This is a genomic window from Paractinoplanes tereljensis (genome assembly GCF_016862435.1).
Lineage (GTDB): Bacteria > Actinomycetota > Actinomycetes > Mycobacteriales > Micromonosporaceae > Actinoplanes > Actinoplanes tereljensis.
This window is the reverse complement of record NZ_BOMY01000020.1, coordinates 1-23451: the sequence shown is the minus strand read 5'-3', so window position 1 is coordinate 23451 and position 23451 is coordinate 1. Positions and strand designations below refer to the sequence as shown.

The following is a 23451-nucleotide window of genomic DNA, read 5'->3' as shown; positions in this document are numbered from 1 at the left end:
GCCGAAAATCTTAATCGAGCTCGACGATCTCCCGGCCGAGCGGCCAGAACGCCACCGGGACCAGCTTGAAGTTGGCGATGCCGAACGGGATGCCGATGATCGTCAGGCACTGCGCGACGCCGGTGGTCAGGTGGGCGAGGGCCAGCCACCAGCCGGCCAGCACGACCCACAGCACGTTGGCGACGCCGGAGCCGACGCCGGCGCTGGGCTTGCTGACCACGCTGCGGCCGAACGGCCACAGCGAATACACCGCCAGGCGCAGCGACGCGACGCCGAACGGGATCGTGACGATCAGGGCGAAACAGATCAGGGCCGCCAAGCCGTACGCGATGGCGAGCAGGAACCCGCTCCCGAAGATGAACCACAGGATGTTCAGAATCAGCCTCACATCTTCAGCATGGCGCATCCTCACAACCGGCCGGGCGGCGTCGTGAGGAGCGGGTAACGCCGCGCGCACAGACGATTGACGACCGCGAAACCCCCTGCGCATACCGTCGGCTCGACGAGAGGGGACCGATGGTCGCGCAGGTCAGGACGGTGTGCGGCTACTGCGGCGTGGGCTGCGGCATGGTGCTCGACATCGAGCGCGGGCCGGACGGCCGGCGGCGGGCGGTCAAGGCGCGGGGTGACCGGGATCATCCGGCCAACGCCGGGCGCCTGTGCACCAAGGGCGCCACCAGCGCGGACATGCTCGCCGCGCCGGGCCGGCTCGGCACGGCGCTGACCCGCGCCGACCGCGCGGACCCCCTTCGGGAAACCCCGGTGGAGCAGGCCATCTCCGAGGCCGGGCGGCGGCTGCGGGAGATCATCCAGCGGTACGGGCCGGACAGTGTCGCCCTCTACGTCTCCGGTCAGATGACGCTGGAAGCCCAGTACCTGTCGAACAAGCTCGCCAAGGGGTTCATCGGCACCAACCAGATCGAGTCGAACTCCCGGCTGTGCATGGCCAGCGCCGGCACCGGCTACAAGCTGTCGCTGGGCGCGGACGGCCCACCCGGCTCGTACGACGACCTGGACCACGCCGACGTGTTCTTCGTGATCGGCGCGAACATGGCCGACTGCCACCCCATCCTGTTCCTGCGGATGATGGAGCGGGTCAAGGCCGGCGCGAAACTGATCGTCGTCGACCCCCGGCGCACCGCCACCGCCGACAAGGCCGACCTCTACCTGCCGATCCGCCCCGGAACCGACCTTTCCCTGCTCAACGGCCTGCTCCATCTGCTGGCCGCGAACGGGGATATCGACGATGACTTCGTCACCTCGTACACCTCGGGGTGGGAAGCGATGCCGGACCACCTGGCCGAATATCCGCCCGAGGCGGTAGCCGAGGTGACCGGTCTCGAAGAGGCCGGCATCCGGCAGGCGGCCGAGTGGATCGGCGCGGCCGGCAACTGGGTGACGCTGTGGACGATGGGCCTGAATCAGAGCACCCACGGCACCTGGAACACCAACGCCATCTGCAACCTGCACCTGGCCACCGGCGCGATCTGCCGCACCGGCAGCGGACCGCTGTCGCTGACCGGCCAGCCGAACGCGATGGGCGGCCGGGAGATGGGCTACATGGGCCCGGGGCTGCCCGGACAGCGGTCGGTGCTGGTGCCGGCCGACCGCGAGTTCGTCGAGAACGCGTGGGGGCTGGAGCCGGGAACGCTGCGCACCGAGGTCGGTAAGGGCACGGTGGAGATGTTCGAGCGGATGGCGGCGGGCGAGATCAAGGCCTGCTGGATCATCTGCACCAACCCGGTCGCCTCGGTCGGCAATCGCCGCACGGTCATCGCCGGCCTGGAGGCCGCCGAACTGGTCATCACCCAGGACGCTTTCGCCGAGACCGAGACCAACGCGTACGCGGACATCGTGCTGCCGGCCGCGATGTGGTCGGAGACCGACGGCATCATGATCAACTCGGAGCGGACTCTCACGCGGGTGCCGGCGGCGGTCGATGCTCCGGGGGAGGCGCTGCCGGACTGGAAGCTGATCGCGATGGTGGCGCGGGAGATGGGGTTCGGGTCGGAGTTCCGGTACGGCTCGGCCGAGGAGATCCTCGACGAGATCAAACAATTCTGGAACCCACAGACCGGGTACGACCTGCGCGGGGTCACTTATGCGCGGCTCGCCGAGGGTCCCGTGCAGTGGCCGGTGCCGCCGGGTGCCGGTGACCGCAACCCGATCCGCTACCGCAACGACGGCAGCAGCCAGCCGTTGCGTTCCCGACCGGACGGCAGCCGGCCTTTGCTGACTTTCGCTACGCCCGACGGGCGGGCGGTGTTTCACGCCCGGCCGCACATGCCGGCGGCCGAGTTGCCGGATGACGACTTTCCGTTCGTGCTCAACACCGGTCGGCTGCAGCATCAGTGGCACACGCTGACCAAGACGGCCAAGGTCGCGAAGCTGAATCGGCTCAACCCGGGGCCGTTCGTCGAGGTCAACCCGGTGGATGCGGCGCGGCTCGAGATCGTCGCCGGGCAGCCGGTGGAGATCGCGTCGCGGCGGGGGCGGGCGGTTCTGCCGGCCGTGCTGACCGACCGGGTGCAGGTGGGGAATCTGTTCGCGCCGTTCCATTGGAACGACCTGTTCGGCGAGTACGTGAGCGTGAACGCGGTGACAAGCGACGCGGTGGATCCGCTGTCGTTCCAGCCCGAGCTGAAGGTTTGCGCGGTGTCCCTGACCCCGGTGGCGGTCCCGCCGCCGGCATCGCTACCCGGCCAAACGTTAGGCGCACCAACGTTAGGGCCACGAACGTTAGGCGCGCCAACGTTGGGAGCACGAACGTTGGGCGAACCAACGTTGGAGCCACGAACGTTGGACGCCCTAACGTTAGGCGGACCAACGTTAGGTGGACCAACGTTAGGGTCACTAACGTTCGGCGGACCAACGTTCGGCGGACCAACGTTAGGCGGGCCAACGTTCGGGGGACTAGCGAGCGGGCGGTTCGCTGGGGCCGCTGACGCGCTGCGCGGGATGCTTGACCTGCCCGCCGAGCCCGCGCTGGACGAGACCGGCCGGCACTACCTGTCCGGATTTCTCACCGCCGTGGCGGCGCTGTCAGCCGACACCCTCGAACCGCCGACCCTGCCCGCCAACGCACCCTTCGACCCGCCCACCCGGGCCTGGCTGGACGGGCTTCTGGCGGGTGCCTTCCACCGCGTACCGCCAAAGCCGGCCGCAGACCCGGCGCCGAACCCACCCAGCCGGCGCCTGCAGGTTCTCTGGGCCTCGCAGACCGGCACGGCCGAGGAATTCGCGCAGGCCGTCGGCCGGCGGCTGGCCGAGGCCGGCCGGCCCGCCACCCTGCGCGGCATGGACGGCGACGCTGGGGAACTGCTCGACAGCGACGCCGACCTGCTCATCGTGACCAGCACGTTCGGCGACGGGGAAGCGCCGGACAACGGCACCGGGTTCTGGGATTCGCTGGCCGGGCCGGACGCGCCGCGCCTCGACGGGCGTCGCTACGCGGTGCTCGCGTTCGGGGATTCCAGTTACGACGACTTCTGCGGGCACGGGCGGCGCCTCGACGATCGGCTCGCCGAGCTCGGTGCGGTGCGGATCGCGCCGCGGGTCGACTGCGAGCCGGACTTCGAGGACGCGGCAGGTGGCTGGCTCGACCAGGTCGTGGTGGCGCTCACCGCGCCGGTCGCGGTGCCCGTGCCGCAGCCGACCCGGGCGGCGCCGCTGTCCGCCGTACTGTGTGGAAACGAGCTGCTCAGCGGGCCGGGCTCGGCCAAGGAGGTCCGGCAGTTCACCTTCGACACGGGTGGGCGGCTCGAATACTCGGCCGGTGACGCGCTCGGGATCTGGCCGACCAACTGCCCGGACCTGGTCGCGGAATGGCTGACCGTGACCGGGTTGCGAGCCGATCAGGCGGTCGTCGTCGCAGACGGGGAGCGGGCCTTCGCCGACGCGCTGCGCCGGGACCTCGACATCACCCGGATCACGCCGGACCTGCTGCGGTTCGTCGCCGAGCGGACCGGTGACGCCTTCCTGCGTACGCTGCTGCGGCCGGACAACAAGGGGGAGCTGGCCAAGTTCACCTGGGGGCGGCAGGCCGCCGACCTGATCGCCGAGCATCCGGTGCGGGCGGCCGCCCAGGAGTGGGCCGACGTGCTCAAACGCCTCCAGCCGCGGCTCTACTCGATCTCGTCGACGCCGCTGACCGACCCGGGCAAGGTCAGCCTGACCGTGTCGGTGGTGCGGTTCGGCAACCCGCGGGGGACGATCCGCAAGGGGGTGTGCTCGACATTCCTGGCGGATGAAGCTGACACGGCCGACGAGGTGCCGGTGTTCGTGCAGCGTTCGCCGCACTTCCGGCCGCCCGCCGACCCGGCCACCCCGATGATCATGGTGGGGCCGGGGACCGGGGTGGCGCCGTTCGTCGGTTTCCTGCGGGAGCGGCAGGCGCTCGGCGCGACCGGCGCGAACTGGCTGTTCTTCGGCGAGCAGCGCCAGGACACCGACTTCTACTACGCCGACGAGCTGGCCCGGCTGCGCAACGACGGCGTTCTGGACCGGCTCGACCTGGCCTTCTCCCGCGACCAGCGCAGCAAGGTCTACGTGCAGGACCGGATGCGGGAGCACGGAGCCCAGCTGTGGGCCTGGCTGCAGGACGGCGCCCATCTCTACGTCTGCGGGGACGCTTCGCGGATGGCCCGCGACGTCGACCGGGCCCTGCGGGACATTGCCGCGGCCCACGGCCGCGTCGACCCTGATGAGTACGTGAAACAGCTGTCCGCCGAGAAGCGTTACCGCCGCGACGTCTACTGATCCCGCGCGGTCACGCTGACCCGGGTGAGCAGCTCCTTGAGGGTGCCCAGCTCGACCTCGTCGAGCGGCTTGGACAGCACCGCGTCGAGCTCGGCCACCCGCGCGTCGGCCTCGGCGAACACCTTGCGCCCGGCCCGGGTCATCCGGATCTCGACCAGGGTGCCGTGCATCGGGTGCGGGGTGCGCTCGATGATGCCGCGCCGCTCGAGCCGGACCAGCGTGCTGTTCATCGTCTGCGGGGTGACCGCGCACTCGCGGGCGAGCTGGGCGCCGGTGATGCCCTCGTGGTCGGACAGGATGGCCAGGGCGGACTGCTGCGCCGGGGTCAGCCCGAACTCGCGCAACGCGCGTTCCTTGGCCGCCTGGGTCGCCTGCTCGGCCCGCTTCACGTAGCCCAGAAGCCGCTCGGAGTAATGCACGCCACAAAGCCTAACGCACGTAATAAGTCTGCTGTTAACTATCAGCCATCTGATAGCCATCAGAGTGCTGAGGTGATGAAGGTGGCTGATCGTCGACGCTGGGCCGTCCTCGCGGTGGGGATGCTGGCCATGGCCGCGGCCTGCACGTTCCAGTACGGCCTGCCGTACCTGATTCCGGCCTTCCGGGCCGAGGGCCTCACCCTGGCCCAGGCAGGACTGCTCGCCGCCGCCCCCACCGCGGGCCTGCTGTTCACCCTGATCGCGTGGGGTGCCGCCGCCGACCGCTGGGGCGAGCGCCGGGTCCTGGCCATCGGCCTCGGCGCGGCCGGCGCGATCCTGCTGGCCGGCATCACCGCGGGTGGCCTGCGCGCCCTGGCCGCCTGCTTCTTCCTGGCCGGCGCGGCCGGTGCCGCCACCCACGCCTCCAGCGGCCGGTTGATCCTGGGCTGGTTCGCGGCCCGGGAACGCGGCCTGGCCATGGGCCTGCGGCAGACCGCCCAGCCACTCGGCGTGGCGCTGGCCGCCCTGGTCCTGCCGTCCCTGGGCCGGCGTGAGGCGTTCGCCTTCCTGGGCGCGTTCTGTCTGGTCGCGGCGGTACTGGTGATCGCGTTCGTGCGGGACCCGGCCGCCCCGGTCGCGCCGGACGCGTTGCCGCCCGGCACGCCGTACCGCACGCCGGTCCTGTGGCGCATCCACGCGGCCAGCGCGCTGCTGATCGTCCCGCAGTTCACCGTCGCGACGTTCGCCCTGGTGTTCCTGGTCGACGCGCACGGCTGGGACCCGGCCGCGGCCGGCCGTCTGCTGGCCGCCGGTCAGATCATCGGCGCCCTCGGCCGGCTCGCGGTGGGCTGGTGGTCGGACCGCACCGGGTCCCGGATGCGCCCGATGCGCCAGGTCGCCCTCGGCACCGCCGTCGTGCTGGCGGTCCTGGCCGCCGGTGCGGGCACCGGTCTCGCGATCCCGGCCCTGCTGCTGGCCGGGGTCCTGGCGGTGAGCCCGAACGGCCTGGCCTTCACCGCGGTCGCCGAGTACGCGGGACGGTCCTGGGCGGGCCGGGCCCTGGGTATTCAGAACACCGCCCAGAACATCGTCGCCACCGCGACCCCACCGGCGATGGCCGCGCTCATCGCCACCACCGGATACGGCCCGGGCTTCGCCGCAGCTATCGCCTTCCCGCTGGTCGCGGCCGCGGTGATGCCGACCCGGACGGAAAGCGCGCCGGAACGTGCCCCGTCGGCCCGGGCGAACAGCCCGGGCCGACGATAGGGAACGTGATCAGCACTTCTTCCAGGCGACGTGATAGAGCGTGTCGAGGCGGCCGTCGGTCGAGTCCATGGTCAGCATGCTGGTGGTCTTCTTGACGTTCGACCAGCCGCCGTTGACCCGGAGCTCGGTGTTGACGTTCAGGTAGCGCTGCTCGCCACAGGGCAGGTAGGCCAGCGAGGTGATGCCGACGGTGTCGGTGCGCTGCCAGTTGCCGTCGTACGGGCCGTCGAAGTTGTGCTGGATCCGGGTGCTCTGCCGTTCGCCCTGGAAGTAGTAGTTCGCGGTCTCGGAGCCGCTCGCTCCCCGCTCGATGTGGGCGAACCCGCGGTAATCGGTGCCGGAGATCGCGTACGTGTATCCCTGCGGGACGTGCACGTCCAGCGCGAGCTGGCAGTTCTTGCGGAAGTCGGACGGCCGGGCGCCGACCCCGACCTGCGCGGTGAACTCGCTGTAGGTGACGGTGAAGGCCTTGTTGTCGGGTGACGGGGTCACCTGAGCGCTTCCCCACGGGCAGCCGGAGCCGTTGGCGGCGACCACGCCGATGACCATTTCGTCGTTCGGCGTCGGGCGGGGGGCGGCGGTGGCCGGCGTGCCGGTGGCAGCGAGGGCACCGGCCAGGGTGGCGCCGATAGCAAGGGTCTTGAGCATGGGAATTCCTTCCGAACGCGTACGTCGATGCAGTTGCCGATGACGCGGACATTTGGGGTAAATGTCCGCGTCATGAGCACAACGAAACCGAACGCCGTCGCGTAACCAGGAAGATCGGGAGCGACCTGTGTGGAGGACCGCTGTTTGTCCGTTCGCCCTACCGCACTCGTAGGGGACGAATTCAGGGCGCGTACGCCCGGACGGACGATTCGCCGGTCAGCAGGAGCCGGCCGCCGGCCGCGACCACGTGCACGCTGAGCCCGCCGTACGTCGTCTTGATCGGGACCGGGCGGCCGTCGGCCGCGTTGAGGATCGCGAGGCTTCCCTTGCCGGACCGGACGTAGAGGAGGCCGCCGGCGCGTACGGGTGAACCCGGGTTCGGTAACGCGCGGGTCCAGACCAGCCGGCCGGTCTTCGCGTTGTAGGTGTTGATCCGGCCGGCCGAGGCCACGTAGACCTGACGGTCGTCGGCGGCGAGGTCACCGCTCTCCTTCGGGACCGTCCAGAGTGGCTTGCCGTCGCCGGCCAGCCGGGCGCTCAGGCACTCGTCGTCGGTGAGGTAGAGCTGGGTGCCGGCCGGGCTGGCGGCGGCCGCGGTGGACGACCGGCTCGTGCCCCACACCGGCTTGCCGGTGCTGATCCGACTGGCCCAGGTCTCGGCGGTGCCGGTGGTCTCGCGCAGCAGGACCAGGCTGCCCGCGGCGACCGGGCCGGCGAGAACCTCGTTGGGCCGCGACCACAGCAGCGCGCCGTCGCTGAGGCGATAGGCGTTGACGCCGTGGGCGGCGTCCCCGCAGGTGCCGCAGGCGCCGGAGGTCACCACCGTGCCGGCGTCGGCCACCGCGGTGTCGACGGTCCAGCCGCCGGTACGGCGCCAGCGCCGGGCTCCGGAGCCGGCGTCGAGTGCGGTGACCGAACTGCCGTACGCGCTGGACGAGTCGCAGCCGCCGTCGAAGACCAGGACCAGGTTGCCGGCGACGATCAGGGCGGCGGCGGTGCCGGAGCCGGTGTCGCGCCACAGGCGTTTGCCGGTCGCCGCGTCGTAGGCGCCGACACCACCGCCGTCCCGCAGGAAGACCCGGTTGCCGACGACCAGGGGAGCGAGCGGGTCGGGCCGGCAGCCCGGGGTGCCGGACGACGAGGTGACGGTCCAGCGGAGCTTCAGACGCCCGATCGAGCCGGCGTTGACCACCGACTCGGACGGGTTGTAACTCGTGTTGCCCGGCCCGAAGCCGTCCTGCCCCCACGATGCCGGTGGCGGGGTCGCCTGCGCCGGCACGGTCGCGCCGAGTCCGATTGTCAGTAACAACGCCGCTAAATGCATTCTAGGCATATGTCGATGATCGGCTCGTGGGCCCTTGCGGCGGGCCGGGCCGGATGAATGTCAACACGAAAGTGGGGCGGTGCCGCGCCGATGCCGGGCGGTGTCGGCGCACCCGTGTCTAATCAGTACGGAGGTGGTTCCCGTGCAGATCAGCGCGGCCAATGCGGCTGAGGTTATTCCAGGCGGCGACAACTCGGCGTGGTCCTACTGGATCGGCGCGACGATGAAGAAAGGAGAGCTCGACAACAATCATTACGGTCCGAAGGTCATTCCCCGCAACGGATTCATGCGCATCTTCCCGGACTCCGACGGACTACCTCCGAGCTGGGACGACCCGCGCCTGATCTACTGCCGGGACAACGGCGTCGTGCCCTTCCTGTCGAGCAACATCAACGGCGACAGCAGTAAATTCCGGGAGATGCGGGAGCGCATCACCGCAATGCCCGACTGGGTGCGGTTGCTGCTGCTGACCGACCAGCACGAACCGGAACGCCATTTCTGGGAGCACTCGAAGGAATACATCGACAATTACAAGGCCTGGTGGCGTGCCTGCATCACCGAGCTGCCCGCCGACAAGCGGAAGAGGGTGAAGGCCGGCCCGGTCCTCACGTTGCAGTGGATCGAGGATGCCAACAAGGGTAAGCACGACTACGGTCAATACGATCCCGGTCCGGAATTCAGCGACCTGTACGCGATCGACATGTACATGAATTCCTGGGACCGGTCCGGCAAGCGGGTGGCCGACGAGTACCCGGATCCGGTGACGTTCCTGTCGGGGCTCAAAAGCTACCGCGACAGCTCCGACGACCACCGGCCCCGCATCATCGCGGAACTGGGCGCGATCGGCATCCCGTCCGACCCGGCCGGCCGGGGCCGGGCGGCCTGGCTCAACGGGATCTGCAAGGAGCTGGACACCTGGAAGCCGGCCAAGCAGGGCTGGCCGTTCTGGGGCCTCGCCTGGTGGAACACCCGCGGCACCGACGGCAGCAGCGACCTCGACCCGATCGGCAAGGCGCGCTACTTCTACCTGGACAAATTCCAAAACTCCAACGGCACCCCGACCGCGTACGCCGATCCCGCGCCACTCGAGGCATTCAACGCCCAGGCCGCCCGGCACCACGTACGAGGGTGATGCCGGGCGGCGGCGCTCAGTCGCGGGGCCGAGCGGTTACCGAGCTCAGTTCGGGCGCCGGATCGGTGGTGTCCGCCGGGAGCTTCATGCTCCAGGACACGAGTTGGTGGTAGGTCAGGTCCAGCGTGTTGTGGCCGACCCAGCATTCGGTGATCCGCCCGTCGGTCAGCCGCAGGGTGTGGATTTCGCTCTCCACGCCGGTGTCGCCGGTGGGCGGGTTACCCATGAAGGACCCGATGTTGTGCCAGTGGATGGAGATCCGCACCGCTACCCGGCTGCCGTCGGCGCTGCCGAACTCGTCGTGCAGGGTGGCCCGCAGGCCCGGCATCGCCTGGTGGAAGGCCGCAATGAAGGCCCGGATGAAATCCCGGCCCCGGGCAGCCCGGGCGAACGGGGTATAGAACACGACGTCCTCGGCGAACAGGGCGTCCACCTCGGTCAGGTCGGGTGTTGCGATGGCGCGGAGGTAGCGCTCGCCTACGGTCATGGGCTTGCCCTTCGGAGGTAGCGTGGTCGGTTGCGCGCACTCAGACGGGCGCGGGGGCGGGCCTGTGACCGTCACCCGGGTCGCCATCGACCACCTGCGCCGGGCCAAGGTCCGGCGGGCGGCGTACGTCGGGCCCTGGCTGCCGGAGCCGCACGCGGGCACGCGGCTGGAGCTGGCCGAGTCGGTGTCGATGGCCATGCTTGTCGTGCTGGAGAGCCTGTCCCCGCTGGAGCGGGCCGTCTTCGTGCTCCGGGACGTGTTCGACGTCGGCTATGCCGAGGTGGCGGTGGCGGTGGACCGGTCGCCGGAGGCGGTGCGGCAGGTGGCGCACCGGGCCCGCGCGCATGTGCGGGAGCGGCGGCGCCGGTACGAGGTGGACGACCTGGTCCGCGGTCAGGTCACCGGGCGGTTTCTGGCCGCCTGTGTCGGTGGCGACCTGGCCGGACTGCTGGAGCTGCTGGCGCCGGACGTGGTGATGTGGGCCGACAGCAACGGATCCGGGGAGATGCCGCGGGTGCCGCTGCACGGGGTGGCCGACGTGGTGGCCTTCTTCGCGCGGAGCGTCGCCCTCTATCCGCCGGGCACCACCTATCGGCTGGTTCGGCTGAACGGTGCGGCGGCCGCCGTGCTGAGTGCCGGGTCGGAGGTGCTGGCCGTGGTCGACCTCGACCTCGATGCGGACAGCCAACGGATCGCCGGGATCCGGCTGGTGCGCAACCCGGAGAAGCTGACCAGAATTTAGGGGGTAGTGCGGGGGACTTCACCCATATCGAATGGGGTGCCGGGCTTCCTAGGCTCGGGGCCATGAGATCGATGGCTTTCGCCGCGCCGCTGCTCCTGCTGGCCTACGGCGTTCTGCGGTGGATGGACGGACTGGACGGGCATCGCGACAAGCAGGGGGCGGCCTGGATCGTCGGGCACCTCGCGTTCTTCGGGTCGATGGTGCTGTTCGCGATGATTGCCGTGGCACTCTTTCGGCGTACTCGGATGGGCCGGCGCATTGCCGCGGTGGCCGCCGCCGTCTCGGTTTTCGGGGTGGCCTGTTTCCTCTGGGTGATCGTCGGGGACCTGTCGGCGTCGTTCCGGGACCGGTGGCCGCTGCCGGGCCCGCTGGAGATCACCGGGCCGCTGCTGTTCGTGCTCGGCATGTCGGTGCTGCTGAGCCTGCAGGTGGCGGCCGGGCGGGTGCCGGTGTGGAGCCCGATCCTGTTCTTCCTCGGCTACCTGGCGATCAGCGTCAACCTCGACCTGCTGCCGCTCGCGGCCCTGGTGATTCTGGCCGCGACGGTGCCGCTCGGCCGGCCCGGGACCGGGTCGCGACGAGTGACGCCGGCCGTGTCGCGGTTGCACTGAGGCTCGCTCCAATGAAACGGTTCATTCATGACTGTCAACGTTGTCATCCGGCTGAGTCCGTAAGTTTCGGAACTCTGATCACGAACTTTTGCCCGATAAAAGCCGGATAAAATTGGTGTTTTGCCAGCGTTTTGCAGGGGACGGCGAAAACTCCAGCATTGAGATTTCCGGAACTTGGCGTTAATGTTTCGATCGATCCGGATCACTTTCCGCTGTAACGGTTAAGGCTCCACCGCCGCGACCACCCGTCCCCCTCCGCAGCTGGAAGGCCCTCGGCAATGAACCGTTCCCCCAGACGGCGCGTCCTCGCCGCCACCCTCTCCGCCGCGTCCGCGGTGCTCGTCGCGAGCGGCGCCGTGCTGCTCTCCGCGGGCAACGCCAACGCGGCCACCACCCTCGGTGCCTCGGCGGCTGCCACCGGCCGTTACTTCGGCACCGCGGTCGCGGCGTACAAGCTGAGCGACAGCGTCTACTCGACGATCCTCAACCGCGAGTTCGACATGGTCACGCCCGAGAACGAGATGAAGTGGGACGCCACCGAGCCGTCCCAGAACTCGTTCAGCTACACCAGCGGCGACCAGATCGTCAGCCAGGCCCAGTCGCACAACCAGCGCGTCCGCGGGCACGCCCTGGCCTGGCACTCGCAGCAGCCGGGCTGGGCGCAGTCGCTGAGCGGCACCGCCCTGCGCAGCGCCATGACCAACCACATCACCAACGTCGCCACCCACTACAAGGGCAAGATCTACTCCTGGGACGTGGTGAACGAGGCGTTTGCCGACGGCACCAGCGGCGCCCGGCGCTCCTCCAACCTGCAGAACACCGGCAACGACTGGATCGAGGTGGCGTTCCGCACCGCGCGGGCCGCCGACCCGGCCGCCAAGCTCTGTTACAACGACTACAACACCGACGGGATCAACGCGAAGTCGACCGCCGTGTACAACATGGTGTCCGACTTCAAGACCCGCGGTGTTCCGATCGACTGCGTCGGCTTCCAGGGGCACTTCAACTCGGCCTCCCCGGTGACCAGCGACATCCAGCAGAACCTGGCCCGGTTCGCCGCCCTCGGGGTGGACGTGCAGATCACCGAGCTGGACATCGCCGGCTCCGGCACGGCCCAGGCCACCAGCTACTCCAGCGTGGTCAAGGCCTGCCTGGCGGTCGCCCGCTGCAACGGCATCACGGTGTGGGGCATCCGCGACTCGGACTCGTGGCGGGCCAGCGACACCCCGCTGCTGTTCGACAACAGCGGCAACAAGAAGGCGTCGTACACCGCGGCGCTGGATGCGCTGAACAGCGGCGGGACGACCAACCCGACGACCAGCGTGCCGACCACGAGCCCGACCACCGTGCTGCCGTCCACCTCGAACCCGACCACCTCCCCGCCGGCCACCGCCGGCTGCAGCGCCACGGTCTCCCTCAACCAGTGGAGCGGCGGGTTCGTCGCCACCATCAAGGTGACCGCGGGCTCGGCGAAGATCAACGGCTGGACCGTCGGGGTGACCCTGCCCAGCGGCGCCGCGGTCACCAACTCGTGGAACACCACCGCGAGCGGCTCGAGCGGCGCGGTGAGCTTCGCCAACGTCAGCTACAACGGCTCGGTCAACGCGGCTGCGTCCACCGAGTTCGGCTTCCAGGGCACCGGCGTCGGCCCGTCCGCGACGCCCACCTGCACCGCTCGATGAGTGGCGGCGGCCGCGGAACCTCCCCCGTCCGGTGTTCCGCGGCCGCGCCCCTGTCCTGAAGGACCGACGACATGAAGAAACTGCTTGCCGCGTTCGCCGCGGCCGCGGCGATCGTCCTCGGCGTCACGCTCCCGTCCTCGCCGGCCGCCGCCGCGTCACTGCAGGAGATCACCGGTTTCGGCACCAACCCGACCGGCCTGCGCATGCACCTGTACGTTCCGGACAAGCTAGCCACCAACCCGGGCCTGCTGGTCGCCGTGCACTACTGCACCGGCTCCGGCCCGGCGTTCTACTCCGGCACCGAGTTCGCCACCCTGGCCAACCAGTACGGCTTCGTGGTGATCTACCCGTCCACCACCCGCTCCGGCAACTGCTACGACAACTCGTCGGCCGGCGCGCTGACCCACAGCGGCAACAGCGACCCGGTCGGCATCGTCTCGATGGTCCGCTACGTGCAGTCGCACTACGGCACCGACGTCAACCGCACGTTCGTCACCGGCGCCTCGTCCGGCGGGATGATGACCAACGTCCTGCTCGGCGACTACCCCGATGTGTTCGCGGCCGGGTCGGCCTTCATGGGCGTACCGTTCAGCTGTTTCTCGGCCTCGGCCGGCGATCCCACCAACCCGGCCAACCAGGCCGGCTGGAACAGCGCCTGCGCCCAGGGCACGGTCAGCAAGACCCCGGCGGCGTGGGGTGACGCGGTCCGGGCCGCCTACCCCGGTTACACCGGCAAGCGCCCGCGGATGCAGCTCTTCCACGGCACCACCGACACCACGCTGGCCTACCCGAACTTCGGCGAAGAGATCAAGCAGTGGACCAACGTGCTCGGCGTGAGCCAGACCCCGGTCCTCACCGACACGCCGCAGTCCGGCTGGACCCGCACCCGCTACGGCACCAACACCGTGCAGGCGCCGGTCGAGGGCATCAGCGTGGCCAACACCGGGCACTCGCTGCCGCTGTCCGGCCAGGCCAAGCTGGCCATCTCGTTCTTCGGCCTGGACAGCACGTCGCCGACCACCCCGCCGACGACCACGCCGACGACCACGCCCACGACGACACCGACCACGGTGCCGACGACCGCACCAACCACGGTTGCTCCTTCTGGGGCGTGCAAGGTGGTCAATTCGATCAGTGCGTGGAACACCGGCCTGACCAACAACGTCACGGTGACCAACACCGGCAGCGCGGCGATCAGCGGCTGGCGGCTCGCCTTCACGCTGCCGTCCGGCCAGACCATCACCAACGGCTGGAACGCCACCTACAGCCCGGCGTCGGGCCAGGTGACCGCGACCAACGTGTCCTACAACGGGAGCATCGCGGTCGGCGGCTCGGTCACCGTCGGCTACCAGGCCACCCACACCGGCAACAGCGGTGCGCCGACGGGTTTCACCCTCAACGGGGGCGCGTGCACCTCCAGCTGATCAGATCCACCGCCTGATCGGCGACGGCGTCGCCGCGGGGCTCAGGCTCCGCGGCGACGTCGCGCTATTTAGACGGTACGGAGGTCAAGCACGTGCCAGGCGACGTCGTCCTCGAGTCCGCCGGTCGACCACCACAGCAGCCCGCCGCCGGTGAAAGCGCCGTCCGCCGCGGCCGTGACGTCCACGGTCCGGCTGGTGGCCGCGTCGTAGACCAGCAGCGCCGTGGTCCCGGTCAGGTCGGAGTCCGGTCCCGGCTGGGCCAGCAGCTCGAACCGGTCCAGCACCGCCACGTCGTCCACCGCGGCCTGCGCGTCGCCGCCCGCGATCCGGCGCCGCGCGCTGCCGTCCGGGTGCATGAGGTCGATGCGGGCGACCCCGTCGCTGGTCATCACCGTCACCCGGCACCAGGCCGGTGAGCAGGTGGCCGCCTCCGGCCCGGAGGTGACCACCTCGGTGTCCCGGTTGGTCGCCAGGTTGCGCAGCCGCCGCTCGTTCTCGTCGACCAGCCACGGCCACGCCGACAGCGACCAGTTGCCCGGCTCGCTGTGCACCGCGACCGTCCCGCCGCCCAGCGGCACCGACCGCACCTCGGTGCTCTTGCCGTTCGCGGCCGCCCACCGCACCAGCCCGTCGCCGATGCTCAGGTCGAACTGGTTGCCGAAGAAGATCGCGTTCCCGGTGTCGGCGGTGAGCAGCTTCGCCGGGCCGTCCCGCCGCGACGCGTGCCAGATCCGCACCTGCGGCTGCCCGTCGGTGGACTCGGTCCAGACGATGTCGTCCCCGGCCGCCGCGACCGCCTCGAACTGCGGATTCCCGTCCAGCGGCAGCGACCGCAGTTGCCGGAACCCGCTCGCGTCGCGAATGCCGAGCCGCACCGACCCGGCATCCGGCGTGGGCGCGGTCCCGATCGCGCTCGCCGTGTCGAGGAACAGCAGCGGCGCGAAGAGCGGCCCGTCCGGCATGGCCGGGTCGAAGTCGGCCCGCACCGCCTTCGGCCAGGCCGCTTCCGCGGTGAGCCGCTCGTTCGTCGCCGGTTCGTCGCGCCCGGCCGGCCCGACCACCAGCAGCGCACCACCGGCCACCAGCGCCACCACCAGGCTGACCAGCACCGCGATGCCGGGGCGGCGCCGGCGGCGGGCTTCGGTCCGGGCGCCGGCCGGGCTCTCGTCGATCAGGGTCACGCGTAGGGCTGCTTCGGCTGGTCGATCTCCTGCCAGGTCTTCACCTCGAGGTAGGCGACGTCGACCTCGTTGACCGGGTCCTTGCCGCGCTGGGTGCTGTAGACGCCCACGACCTCGATCCACGTGTCGGCCGCGACCTCCTGCGGGACCTGGCCGGTCAGGCCGAGCTTGATCGGGCGGCCGTCGGCGGCGCAGCAGCTGAGCACGATCCGGGCCAGCATCGGCGAACCGTCCGGGGCCGGCGTGACGAAGCCGGTCAGCCGGACGTTGCGGCCGGTCAGGCTCTTGCCCTCGTCGAAGAGCGCCCGCGACGCGTAGTCGAGCAGGCTCACCGGCGCCGGGTCCCCGGCCGGCAACGCCGGGTAATCCGAATCGGACACCGGGGTGGCCGAAACACTGCCGGACTTCCCGGCCGCGAAGGAACCGAGCGCGGGCGGCGCCACCAGCAGCAGCCCGAGCACCGGCAGGATGAGCAGCCACCCGATGCGCGGCTCATGCGCATGCGAGTGCCCGTGATCGTGCCCGGCGTCGTGCTCCTCCTCGGCCTCGCCGGCTCGCAACGACTGCCACAGCGTCATCACCGCCGCCGCGACCAGCAGGAGGCCGGCGACGATGAGGAAGGGCCGCAGCCCTTCCTTGACATAGCGCAGGTAGAGGTCGGTGACCGAGGCGCGCAGAATGGCCCCGCCGAAGAGAAGCAGGACAACGGCCTGCGTCAACCGGCTCACAGCAGCACCAACCCCGCGGCCGTGCCGACCAGGATGGCGGCGACGAACGTCGTGGGGGCGAAACGCACCACGAAGCGCCGCCCGAACACGCCGGTCTGCATGGCGATCAGCTTCAGGTCGACCATCGGGCCGACCACCAGGAACACCAGCCGCGAGGTCAGCGAGAACTGCGACAGCGACGCCGCCACGAACGCGTCGGCCTCGCTGCAGATCGACAGCAGGACGGCCAGTACGGCCAGGGCCAGCACCGACAGAATCGGGTTCTCGGCGAGGCGCTGCAGCCACGAGGCCGGCACCACCACGTTGATGGTGGCGGCGGCCGCGGCCCCCAGCACCAGGTAGCCACCGGCGTGCATGACGTCGTGCCGGACCGCTGCCCAGAACGCGTGCGCCTTCGACTCGCCGTCCACGTCCGGGCGGTGCGGCAGCCGGATCCATTCAGGCTTGCCGATGCGCAGCCACAGCCAGCCCATCGCGACCGCCACGATCAGGCTGGCCACGCCGCGCGCGACCACCATCTCCGGTTTGCCGGGGAAGGCGACGGCGGTGGCGGCCAGCACGATCGGGTTGATCGCCGGTGCGGCCAGCAGGAACGCCAGGGCCGCGGCCGGCGTGACACCCCGGCGGATCAGCGACCCTGCGATCGGCACGCTGCCGCATTCGCAGCCGGGCAAAATCACGCCGGCCAGGCCGGCGGCGGGCACGGCGAGGGCGGGATGGCGGGGGAGGGCCTTGGCCCAGAACGAGCGAGGTACGAACACCGCGATCACCGCGGACAGCGCGACCCCGAAAACCAGGAAGGGTACGGCCTGGACCAGCACCGACACGAACACCGTGGTCCACGTCTGCAGGCGTTCACCGTCGACCAGGCCGCCGAGCCAGCCCCGGAAGATCACCAGCAGGACGAGCAGCGCGGCTAGGACCTCCAGCGAGCCGATCCGCCGAGTGCGGGGCGGCGCGGCAGGAGGAGGCGACGCCGGCGGCGGCGGGGCCGGCGGGGTCCAGTCGATCTCCTCGCCGAGGCGGTTCTGGCTCACGGGTCACTCCGATAGCTGGGGGCCGCGGCCCACGATAGCGGCCGCCCCGATCGGCGCCGAGATCGGCTGGAGCTGCGCATATGTCTACTTGTGAATAAGAGCGCGACCGAACTAGCGTCGCCGCACTGTGAGTCACTCGCACGGCGTACCCTCCGGGCCTGCCGATCCCCGCACCCGGCGGGTCCTTGCCGCCGTGCTGATCCCCGCCGCCATCGCCACCCTGGTGGCGATGGCCGTGCTCTGGCCCGGCCGAATTCATCTCGGATCGGCCGGAGATCCAGGCGAACGGGTGAACGCCAGGGTCACCGCGATCGCCGGCACCACCGCGACCGTGCGGCTCGGCGACGGCAGCACGGTCACCGTCGACGTGCCGAGCGGGCCGGGCGCGCCGGCCATCGCGACCGGCGACGACGTGGTGCTGCTGCACCTGCCGGGCGCGGTGCCGGGCGGCCGGGACTACACGGTCGTCGACCACCAGCGGGCCGGGCCGATGATCTGGCTGCTGGTGGCGGTCGTCCTGGCCGTGCTCGCGTTCGGGCGGCGGCTCGGGCTGACCGCGCTGGTCGGGCTCGCGGTGAGCTTCGCGGTGCTGCTGCTGTTCGTCATCCCGGCCATCCTCAAGGGCGAGAACCCGCTGCTGGTCGCGGTGGTCGGCAGCGCCGCGATCATGTTCGCGGCGCTGTACCTGACGCACGGGGTCAACGTGCACACCTCGGTGGCGATCGCCGGCACGCTGGCCAGCCTGGTCGTCACCGGGCTGCTCGGGGCCGGGTTCACCGCCGCCCTGCACCTGACCGGGGTGGCCGGCGACGACGCCGCGTTCCTCGCCGCCACCCAGGCCGGCCTGGACATGCGCGGGCTGCTGCTGGCCGGGATCGTGATCGGCGCGCTCGGCGTCCTCGACGACGTCACCGTCACCCAGGCCGCCACGGTCGCCGAGCTGGCCGCGCATGGTGACCGCAGCCGCCGGGAGATCTACCGAGCGGCCAGCCGGGTCGGCCGGGCGCACGTCGCCTCCGCGGTGAATACGCTTGTCCTCGCGTACGCCGGCGCCTCTCTGCCCTTGTTGTTGTTGCTTGCCACCGGAAGTTCGCCGGTGCGGGACGTGCTCACCGGGGAACTCGTCGCGAGCGAGATCCTCCGCAGCGCGGTCGGCACCATCGGCCTGGTCGCCTCGGTGCCGATCACCACCGCCCTCGCCGTCCTGGTGGTCAGAACCCGATCGGCAGGCCCGCGTAGTTCTCCGCCAGCCCGGTCGCCCCGGCATTCGAGGTCGTGACCCACTTGAGCTGCGACAGCTGGAGCTGGGCGTCGAACGGGTCGTCGCTGGTGTGCAGCATCGTCGTCATCCACCAGGAGAAATGCGTGCAGCGCCAGACCCGCCGCAGCGCGTCATCCGAGTAGCTGTCCGCCAGTTCGTGATTGTTTTCGGTCAGCATGGCAATGAGGGCTTTGCTGAGGAGGGAGACGTCGGCGATCGCCAGGTTGAGGCCCTTCGCGCCGGTGGGCGGCACGATGTGCGCGGCGTCGCCGGCCAGGAACACCCGGCCGTGCCGCATCGGCGTCTGCACGTAACTGCGCATCGGCAGCACGCTCTTCTCGGTGATCGGGCCGGGCGTCAGCTTCCAGCCGTCCTGCCCGTGCCCGAGCCGCACCGCCAGCTCGTCCCAGATCCGCTCGTCCGACCAACTCGCCGGGTCGGTGCCGTTCGGCACCTGCAGGTAGAGGCGGCTCACCGTGGGTGAACGCATCGAATGCAGGGCAAAACCATTCCGATGCCAGGCGTAGATCAGTTCATCGGTGGAAGGTGCCACATCGGCCAAAATCCCCAGCCAGGAGTACGGGTAGGTGCGCTCGAAATGCTCGGCCGGCACCGCCTGCCGGCTCGGCCCGAACGACCCGTCACAGCCGGCGATCACGTCGGCGTCGAGCCGCTTCGGGGTGTTCGCCGCGTCAACGTAGGTCACGTAGGGGCGGTCGGAGTCGACGTCGTGCAGCTGGACGTCGGTCACCTCGTACCGTGCATCGGCCGTACCCGCCGCGACCAGGTCCTTCTGCACCTCGGTCTGGCCGTAGACCCAGACCGAGCGGCCGGTCAGATCGACGAAGTCGAGATGATGCCGCTCGCCGGCGAAATTCAGATAGATGCCGCGGTGCTCATCGCCCTCCGCGCGCAGCCGGTCGCCGAGACCCACCGAGGTGAGCAGATCGACGCTCGACTGCTCGAGGATGCCGGCCCGGACGCGGGACGCGACGTACTCCTGGGAGCGGGTCTCGAGGACCACCGAGTCGACGCCGCCCTGGGCGAGCAGATGGGACAGAAGCAGGCCCGACGGGCCGGCGCCGATGATGGCGACCTGGGTACGCATACCTCCAGACAACCCGCCCCGGGCCTGGTGGGGCAAGCCGCTAATTCCACTGACCGGAAGCCAGCACCCGGCTGATGCCCTGCGTCGCCACCTGCAGCGCGGCCACCAGGCGGGCGCGTTCCCGGCGCAGGTCGGGCACCACCAGACCGAGCGCCGCCACCACCTCGCCGGCCGGGCCGCGCACCGGAACGGCGACCGAGCAGGCGCCGAGGCTCATCTCCTCGCCGGTGGTGGCGAACCCCTCGGCCCGCACCCGCCGCAGCTGGTCCAGCAGTCGCGCCGGCTGGGTGATCGTGTACGGCGTGACCCGGGTGAGCTTGCCCAGCACCTCGGCCCGGACCGGCTCGGGAGCGTGCGCGAGCAGTACCTTGCCCACCCCGGTGGCGTGCATCGGCAGCCGCGAGCCGACCTTGCTCACCACCGGCACCGAAACGTGCCCGGCGAGCCGGTCGATGTACAGCACCTCGCAGCCGTCCCGGACCGCCAGGTGCACGGTGGCCAGGGTCGCGCCGTACAGGTCGTGCAGGAACGGGGAGGCGGCCTGGCGCAGCCCGGCCTGCACCGGGGCGAGCAGCCCGAGGTCCCACAGGCGACGGCCGATCACGTACTCACCCGACTCCAGCCGGGCCAGCGCGCCCCACCGCTGCAGCTCGCCGACCAGGCGATGGGCGGTCGCCAGGGGCAGTCCGGCCCGCCGGGCCAGGGTGCTGAGGGTGAGCGCCCGATGGTCGGCGTCGAACGCACCCAGCAGGTCCAGGGCCCGGGAGGTGACGCTCGCCGACATGGTGTTCCTTCCGTCCAATGGAAGGCAAGTATCGCGCCCGCAACCGCCGGGGCCTAGTTTCGATTGCGTGACGACCACCCAGGCGGACATCGACCGCGAGATCTCGGACGGTCAGGCGGACGGCCCGCACGAGATCCAGCCGCGCCTCGACTACCCGCCCTATCGCAGCAGCATCCTCCGGCACCCGACCAAGGCGCTGCATCCGATCGACCCCGAGGGCGTCGAGCTGTGGTCGCCGTGTTTCGGCCACTCCGACGTCGCCGAGGCGGAGGCCGACCTGACCATCCAGCACGCCGGCGAGCCGCAGGGCTCGCGGATCGTGGTGGCCGGCCGGGTGCTCGACGGCGACGGCCGCCCGGTGCCGCACCAGCTGGTGGAGATCTGGCAGGCGAACGCGGCGGGACGCTACGCCCACCTGCGCGACCAGCACCCGGCGCCGCTCGACCCGAACTTCACCGGGCAGGGCCGGGTGCTCACCGACGCGGACGGCTACTACCGGTTCCAGACCATCCAGCCCGGTCCGTACCCGTGGCGCAACCACCTCAACGCGTGGCGCCCGGCGCACATTCACTTCTCGCTGTTCGGCACCGACTTCACCCAGCGGCTGATCACCCAGATGTACTTCCCGGGCGACCCGCTCTTCGCGCTCGACCCGATCTTCCAGTCGGTGACCGACCCGAAGGCCCGGGAGATGCTGATCGCCAGGTACGACCACGACCTGACCTCGCCGGAATACAGCCTCGGCTACCGTTGGGACATCGTGCTCACCGGCAGCCACCGCACCCCGCTCGACACCGAGGAGCCCTCGTGAGTGCCGCCCCGGGCCAGACGGTCGGCCCCTTCTTCCACCTCGGGCTGCCCTACGAGAAGGGCAACGAGCTGGTGCCGCCCGGGCGGGCCGGCGCGATCCGGTTCCACGGGCGGGTGCTCGACGGCAGCGGCGTACCGGTGCCGGACGCGATGATCGAGATCTGGCAGGCCGACCCGGACGGGAAGATCCTGCAGCAGCCCGGCTCGCTGCGCCGGGACGGCTGGACGTTTACCGGTTTCGGCCGGGCCGCCACCGACGCCGACGGGCACTACTGGTTTTCCACCCTCACGCCCGGCCCGACCGAGCCCGGCAAGCCGGCCTTCTTCGCGATCGCGGTGTTCGCCCGCGGCCTGCTCGACCGGCTGTTCACCCGGGCCTACCTGCCGGCGCCGACCGACCTGGACGCGCTGCTCGAGTCGGTGGCCGAGGACCGCCGCGGCACCCTGATCACCGCGGCCGACGACAGCGGCGTGGTCTTCGACATCCACCTGCAGGGCCCGCACGAGACGGTGTTCCTGAGCTTCCCGAGGCACCGTGGCATCTGGGCATGAGTCTCCTCTGGCCCGGCGAGCACCGCGCCGGCGATCTGTTCACCGACGAGTCGATCGTCGCCGCCATGGTCCGGGTCGAGGAGGCCTGGCTGGCCGCCGTCACCGGCTCGCCGCACGACCTGGGCGACCTGGTCGGACCGGCCGACCTGCCGGTGCTGGCCCGGGAGTCCGAGGACGGCGGCAACCCGGTCATCCCGCTGCTCAAACTCTTGCGGCAGCGGATTGACCCGGACCTCCGGGAAACCCTGCACACCGGCTTGACCAGCCAGGACGTGCTGGACACCGCACTGGTGCTCAACCTCGGTGCGACCATCGAGCGGGTCAAGGCCGACCTGTCCGTGCAGATCGGCGAGCTGGCCTACCTGGCCGAGCGGCACCGGGCCACCCGGATGGCCGCCCGGACCCTCACCCAGCACGCCATCCCGATCACCTTCGGGCTGAAGGCGGCCGGCTGGCTGCACGGCATCCTGGACGCCCGCGACGTGCTGATCGCGGCCGCCGACCTGCCGGTCCAGATCGGCGGCGCGGCCGGCAGCCTGGCCGCGCCCACGGTGCTGGCCGGCTCCCCGGAACACGCCCTCGACCTGGTCACCATCGCGGCCGCGAACCTGGGCCTGGCCGTCCGCCCGCCCTGGCACACCGCGCGAACCCCGTTCACCCGGGTCGCCGACGCGTTCGTCACCTGCACCGACGCCTGGGGCAAGCTGGCCAACGACGTGCTGCTGGCCGGCCGCCCCGAGATAGGCGAGCTGGCCGAACCGGCGGTAGCCGGGCGCGGTAGTTCCTCGGCGATGCCGCAGAAGCAGAACCCGGTCCTGTCCGTGCTGATCCGCCGGGCCGCCCTGGCCGCTCCCCAGCTGGCCGCCACCCTGCACCTGGCGGCGGCCGAGGCGATCGACGAACGCCCCGACGGATCCTGGCACGTCGAGTGGTCCACCCTGCGCACCCTGGCCCGCCGCACTGCGGTGGCGTCCTCCCAGACCGCCGAGCTGCTGGGCGGCCTGCAGGTCGACGCCGAGCGGATGGCCGCGACGCTGGCCGCGGCCCGCCCCGGCATAGACGCGGAACGCACCAAGATGGGCGACGACGGCCCTTACTTGGGCGCCACCGACCAGCTGATAGACGCCGCTCTGGAGCGAGCCCAGGGCAAACCATGCTGACCCGCGACATGGTGCCCAGCACGCGCTTTGCTCTGCTAACCAATACGCGCTGCTCTGCTTACCTCAGCTGGCCACCCACAGCGACCGTCCGCACGGCGACCGTCCGCGCGGCGACCGTTCGCGCGGCGACCGTTCGCGCGGCGACCGTTCGCGCGGCGACCGTCCGCGCGGCGACCGCCGCGATCTTGCGGAGTTCCCGCGAGGAGCGCGCAGCAAGTCCACAAGATCTGCGAAGCGCGCCGCCGCCCGCAGCGCCGCGCCCGACACCGACCGGCACCGGCGGGCCAAAGCCCCGCAAGGCACCCTCCCAGCTAGCCCGGCGCGATCTTGCGGAGTT

21 protein-coding genes are annotated in these 23451 nt (G+C 70.8%); 11 read left to right on the top strand and 10 right to left on the bottom strand.

Annotated elements, in window-relative coordinates; all coding sequences use genetic code 11:
* Positions 1-10: 10 nt before the first annotated feature.
* Positions 11-388 carry a YccF domain-containing protein gene (locus Ate02nite_RS13540; RefSeq protein WP_239147374.1) on the bottom strand — a complete coding sequence of 126 codons (378 nt, stop codon included), beginning with the start codon at positions 386-388 and terminating at the stop codon, positions 11-13.
* A 128-nt stretch (positions 389-516) separates the two neighbouring features.
* Here Ate02nite_RS13540 and Ate02nite_RS48715 point away from each other — a divergent pair, with 128 nt between their 5' ends.
* The gene (locus Ate02nite_RS48715; protein WP_239147373.1) at positions 517-4758 is read left to right on the top strand and encodes a bifunctional nitrate reductase/sulfite reductase flavoprotein subunit alpha; all 4242 of its coding nucleotides are present in this window, start codon (positions 517-519) and stop codon (positions 4756-4758) included.
* Here Ate02nite_RS48715 and Ate02nite_RS13525 read toward each other — a convergent pair.
* Entirely contained in the window at positions 4752-5177 is a 426-nt protein-coding gene (locus Ate02nite_RS13525; protein WP_203805186.1) for a MarR family winged helix-turn-helix transcriptional regulator, read from the bottom strand. The genes Ate02nite_RS48715 and Ate02nite_RS13525 overlap by 7 nt on opposite strands.
* An 81-nt stretch (positions 5178-5258) precedes the next feature.
* On the opposite strand from Ate02nite_RS13525, the gene Ate02nite_RS13520 reads away from it, so the two are divergent.
* Positions 5259-6443, top strand: a complete 1185-nt coding sequence (locus Ate02nite_RS13520) for an MFS transporter (RefSeq protein WP_203805184.1) — start codon at positions 5259-5261, stop codon at positions 6441-6443.
* Positions 6444-6452: 9 nt separating this feature from the next.
* On the opposite strand, the gene Ate02nite_RS13515 is transcribed toward Ate02nite_RS13520, so the two are convergent.
* Positions 6453-7091: a DUF4360 domain-containing protein gene (locus Ate02nite_RS13515; protein WP_203805182.1), complete on the bottom strand. Its 639-nt coding sequence runs from the start codon at positions 7089-7091 to the stop codon at positions 6453-6455.
* 181 nt (positions 7092-7272) lie between these two features.
* Entirely contained in the window at positions 7273-8400 is a 1128-nt protein-coding gene (locus tag Ate02nite_RS13510) for an outer membrane protein assembly factor BamB family protein (protein ID WP_203805180.1), read from the bottom strand.
* Between the two features lie 157 nt (positions 8401-8557).
* Here Ate02nite_RS13510 and Ate02nite_RS13505 point away from each other — a divergent pair, with 157 nt between their 5' ends.
* Positions 8558-9547 carry a hypothetical protein gene (locus Ate02nite_RS13505; protein WP_203805178.1) on the top strand — a complete coding sequence of 330 codons (990 nt, stop codon included), beginning with the start codon at positions 8558-8560 and terminating at the stop codon, positions 9545-9547.
* Positions 9548-9563: 16 nt separating this feature from the next.
* On the opposite strand, the gene Ate02nite_RS13500 is transcribed toward Ate02nite_RS13505, so the two are convergent.
* Complete coding sequence (locus Ate02nite_RS13500; RefSeq protein ID WP_203805176.1) at positions 9564-10034, bottom strand: ester cyclase; 471 nt, start codon at positions 10032-10034, stop codon at positions 9564-9566.
* Positions 10035-10098: 64 nt separating this feature from the next.
* On the opposite strand from Ate02nite_RS13500, the gene Ate02nite_RS13495 reads away from it, so the two are divergent.
* The 4 genes from Ate02nite_RS13495 to Ate02nite_RS13480 all read left to right on the top strand — a co-directional run bounded on the left by Ate02nite_RS13495 (position 10099) and on the right by Ate02nite_RS13480 (position 14493).
* Entirely contained in the window at positions 10099-10776 is a 678-nt protein-coding gene (locus Ate02nite_RS13495; RefSeq protein WP_239147372.1) for a sigma factor-like helix-turn-helix DNA-binding protein, read from the top strand.
* Positions 10777-10838: 62 nt separating this feature from the next.
* Positions 10839-11387, top strand: a complete 549-nt coding sequence (locus Ate02nite_RS13490; RefSeq protein ID WP_239147371.1) for a hypothetical protein — start codon at positions 10839-10841, stop codon at positions 11385-11387.
* A gap of 278 nt (positions 11388-11665) precedes the next feature.
* Positions 11666-13069: a glycoside hydrolase family 10 protein gene (locus Ate02nite_RS13485; RefSeq protein ID WP_203805172.1), complete on the top strand. Its 1404-nt coding sequence runs from the start codon at positions 11666-11668 to the stop codon at positions 13067-13069.
* A 71-nt stretch (positions 13070-13140) separates the two neighbouring features.
* Positions 13141-14493 carry an extracellular catalytic domain type 1 short-chain-length polyhydroxyalkanoate depolymerase gene (locus Ate02nite_RS13480; RefSeq protein ID WP_203805170.1) on the top strand — a complete coding sequence of 451 codons (1353 nt, stop codon included), beginning with the start codon at positions 13141-13143 and terminating at the stop codon, positions 14491-14493.
* 68 nt (positions 14494-14561) lie between these two features.
* Here the strand turns inward: Ate02nite_RS13480 and Ate02nite_RS13475 are convergent, their stop codons facing one another.
* Genes Ate02nite_RS13475 through Ate02nite_RS13465 form a run of 3 tightly spaced genes read right to left on the bottom strand, consistent with a single transcriptional unit; the run spans position 14562 to position 17439 of the window.
* Complete coding sequence (locus tag Ate02nite_RS13475) at positions 14562-15674, bottom strand: hypothetical protein (RefSeq protein ID WP_239147370.1); 1113 nt, start codon at positions 15672-15674, stop codon at positions 14562-14564.
* Entirely contained in the window at positions 15671-16402 is a 732-nt protein-coding gene (locus tag Ate02nite_RS13470; RefSeq protein WP_203805168.1) for a TIGR03943 family putative permease subunit, read from the bottom strand. The genes Ate02nite_RS13475 and Ate02nite_RS13470 overlap by 4 nt, the downstream gene beginning before the upstream one ends.
* Positions 16399-17439 carry a permease gene (locus Ate02nite_RS13465; RefSeq protein WP_203805166.1) on the bottom strand — a complete coding sequence of 347 codons (1041 nt, stop codon included), beginning with the start codon at positions 17437-17439 and terminating at the stop codon, positions 16399-16401. Before Ate02nite_RS13465 ends, Ate02nite_RS13470 begins: the two co-directional genes overlap by 4 nt.
* A gap of 127 nt (positions 17440-17566) precedes the next feature.
* Here Ate02nite_RS13465 and Ate02nite_RS13460 point away from each other — a divergent pair, with 127 nt between their 5' ends.
* Positions 17567-18718, top strand: coding sequence for a YibE/F family protein (locus Ate02nite_RS13460; protein ID WP_203805165.1), 1152 nt, complete (start codon positions 17567-17569; stop codon positions 18716-18718).
* Here the strand turns inward: Ate02nite_RS13460 and Ate02nite_RS13455 are convergent.
* Positions 18651-19808 (bottom strand): 4-hydroxybenzoate 3-monooxygenase, encoded by a 1158-nt coding sequence (locus Ate02nite_RS13455; RefSeq protein ID WP_203805164.1) that lies wholly within the window; start codon positions 19806-19808, stop codon positions 18651-18653. The genes Ate02nite_RS13460 and Ate02nite_RS13455 overlap by 68 nt on opposite strands.
* Before the next feature lie 40 nt (positions 19809-19848).
* Positions 19849-20592: an IclR family transcriptional regulator gene (locus Ate02nite_RS13450; protein WP_203805163.1), complete on the bottom strand. Its 744-nt coding sequence runs from the start codon at positions 20590-20592 to the stop codon at positions 19849-19851.
* A gap of 67 nt (positions 20593-20659) precedes the next feature.
* On the opposite strand from Ate02nite_RS13450, the gene pcaH reads away from it, so the two are divergent.
* The 3 genes from pcaH to Ate02nite_RS13435 are packed head-to-tail and all read left to right on the top strand — an operon-like array spanning position 20660 to position 23114.
* Positions 20660-21403, top strand: coding sequence for a protocatechuate 3,4-dioxygenase subunit beta (pcaH, locus tag Ate02nite_RS13445; RefSeq protein ID WP_239147369.1), 744 nt, complete (start codon positions 20660-20662; stop codon positions 21401-21403).
* Positions 21400-21954, top strand: coding sequence for a protocatechuate 3,4-dioxygenase subunit alpha (pcaG, locus tag Ate02nite_RS13440; protein ID WP_203805161.1), 555 nt, complete (start codon positions 21400-21402; stop codon positions 21952-21954). The genes pcaH and pcaG overlap by 4 nt, the downstream gene beginning before the upstream one ends.
* Positions 21951-23114 (top strand): lyase family protein, encoded by a 1164-nt coding sequence (locus Ate02nite_RS13435; protein WP_203805160.1) that lies wholly within the window; start codon positions 21951-21953, stop codon positions 23112-23114. Before pcaG ends, Ate02nite_RS13435 begins: the two co-directional genes overlap by 4 nt.
* The last annotated feature ends 337 nt before the right edge of the window (positions 23115-23451 follow it).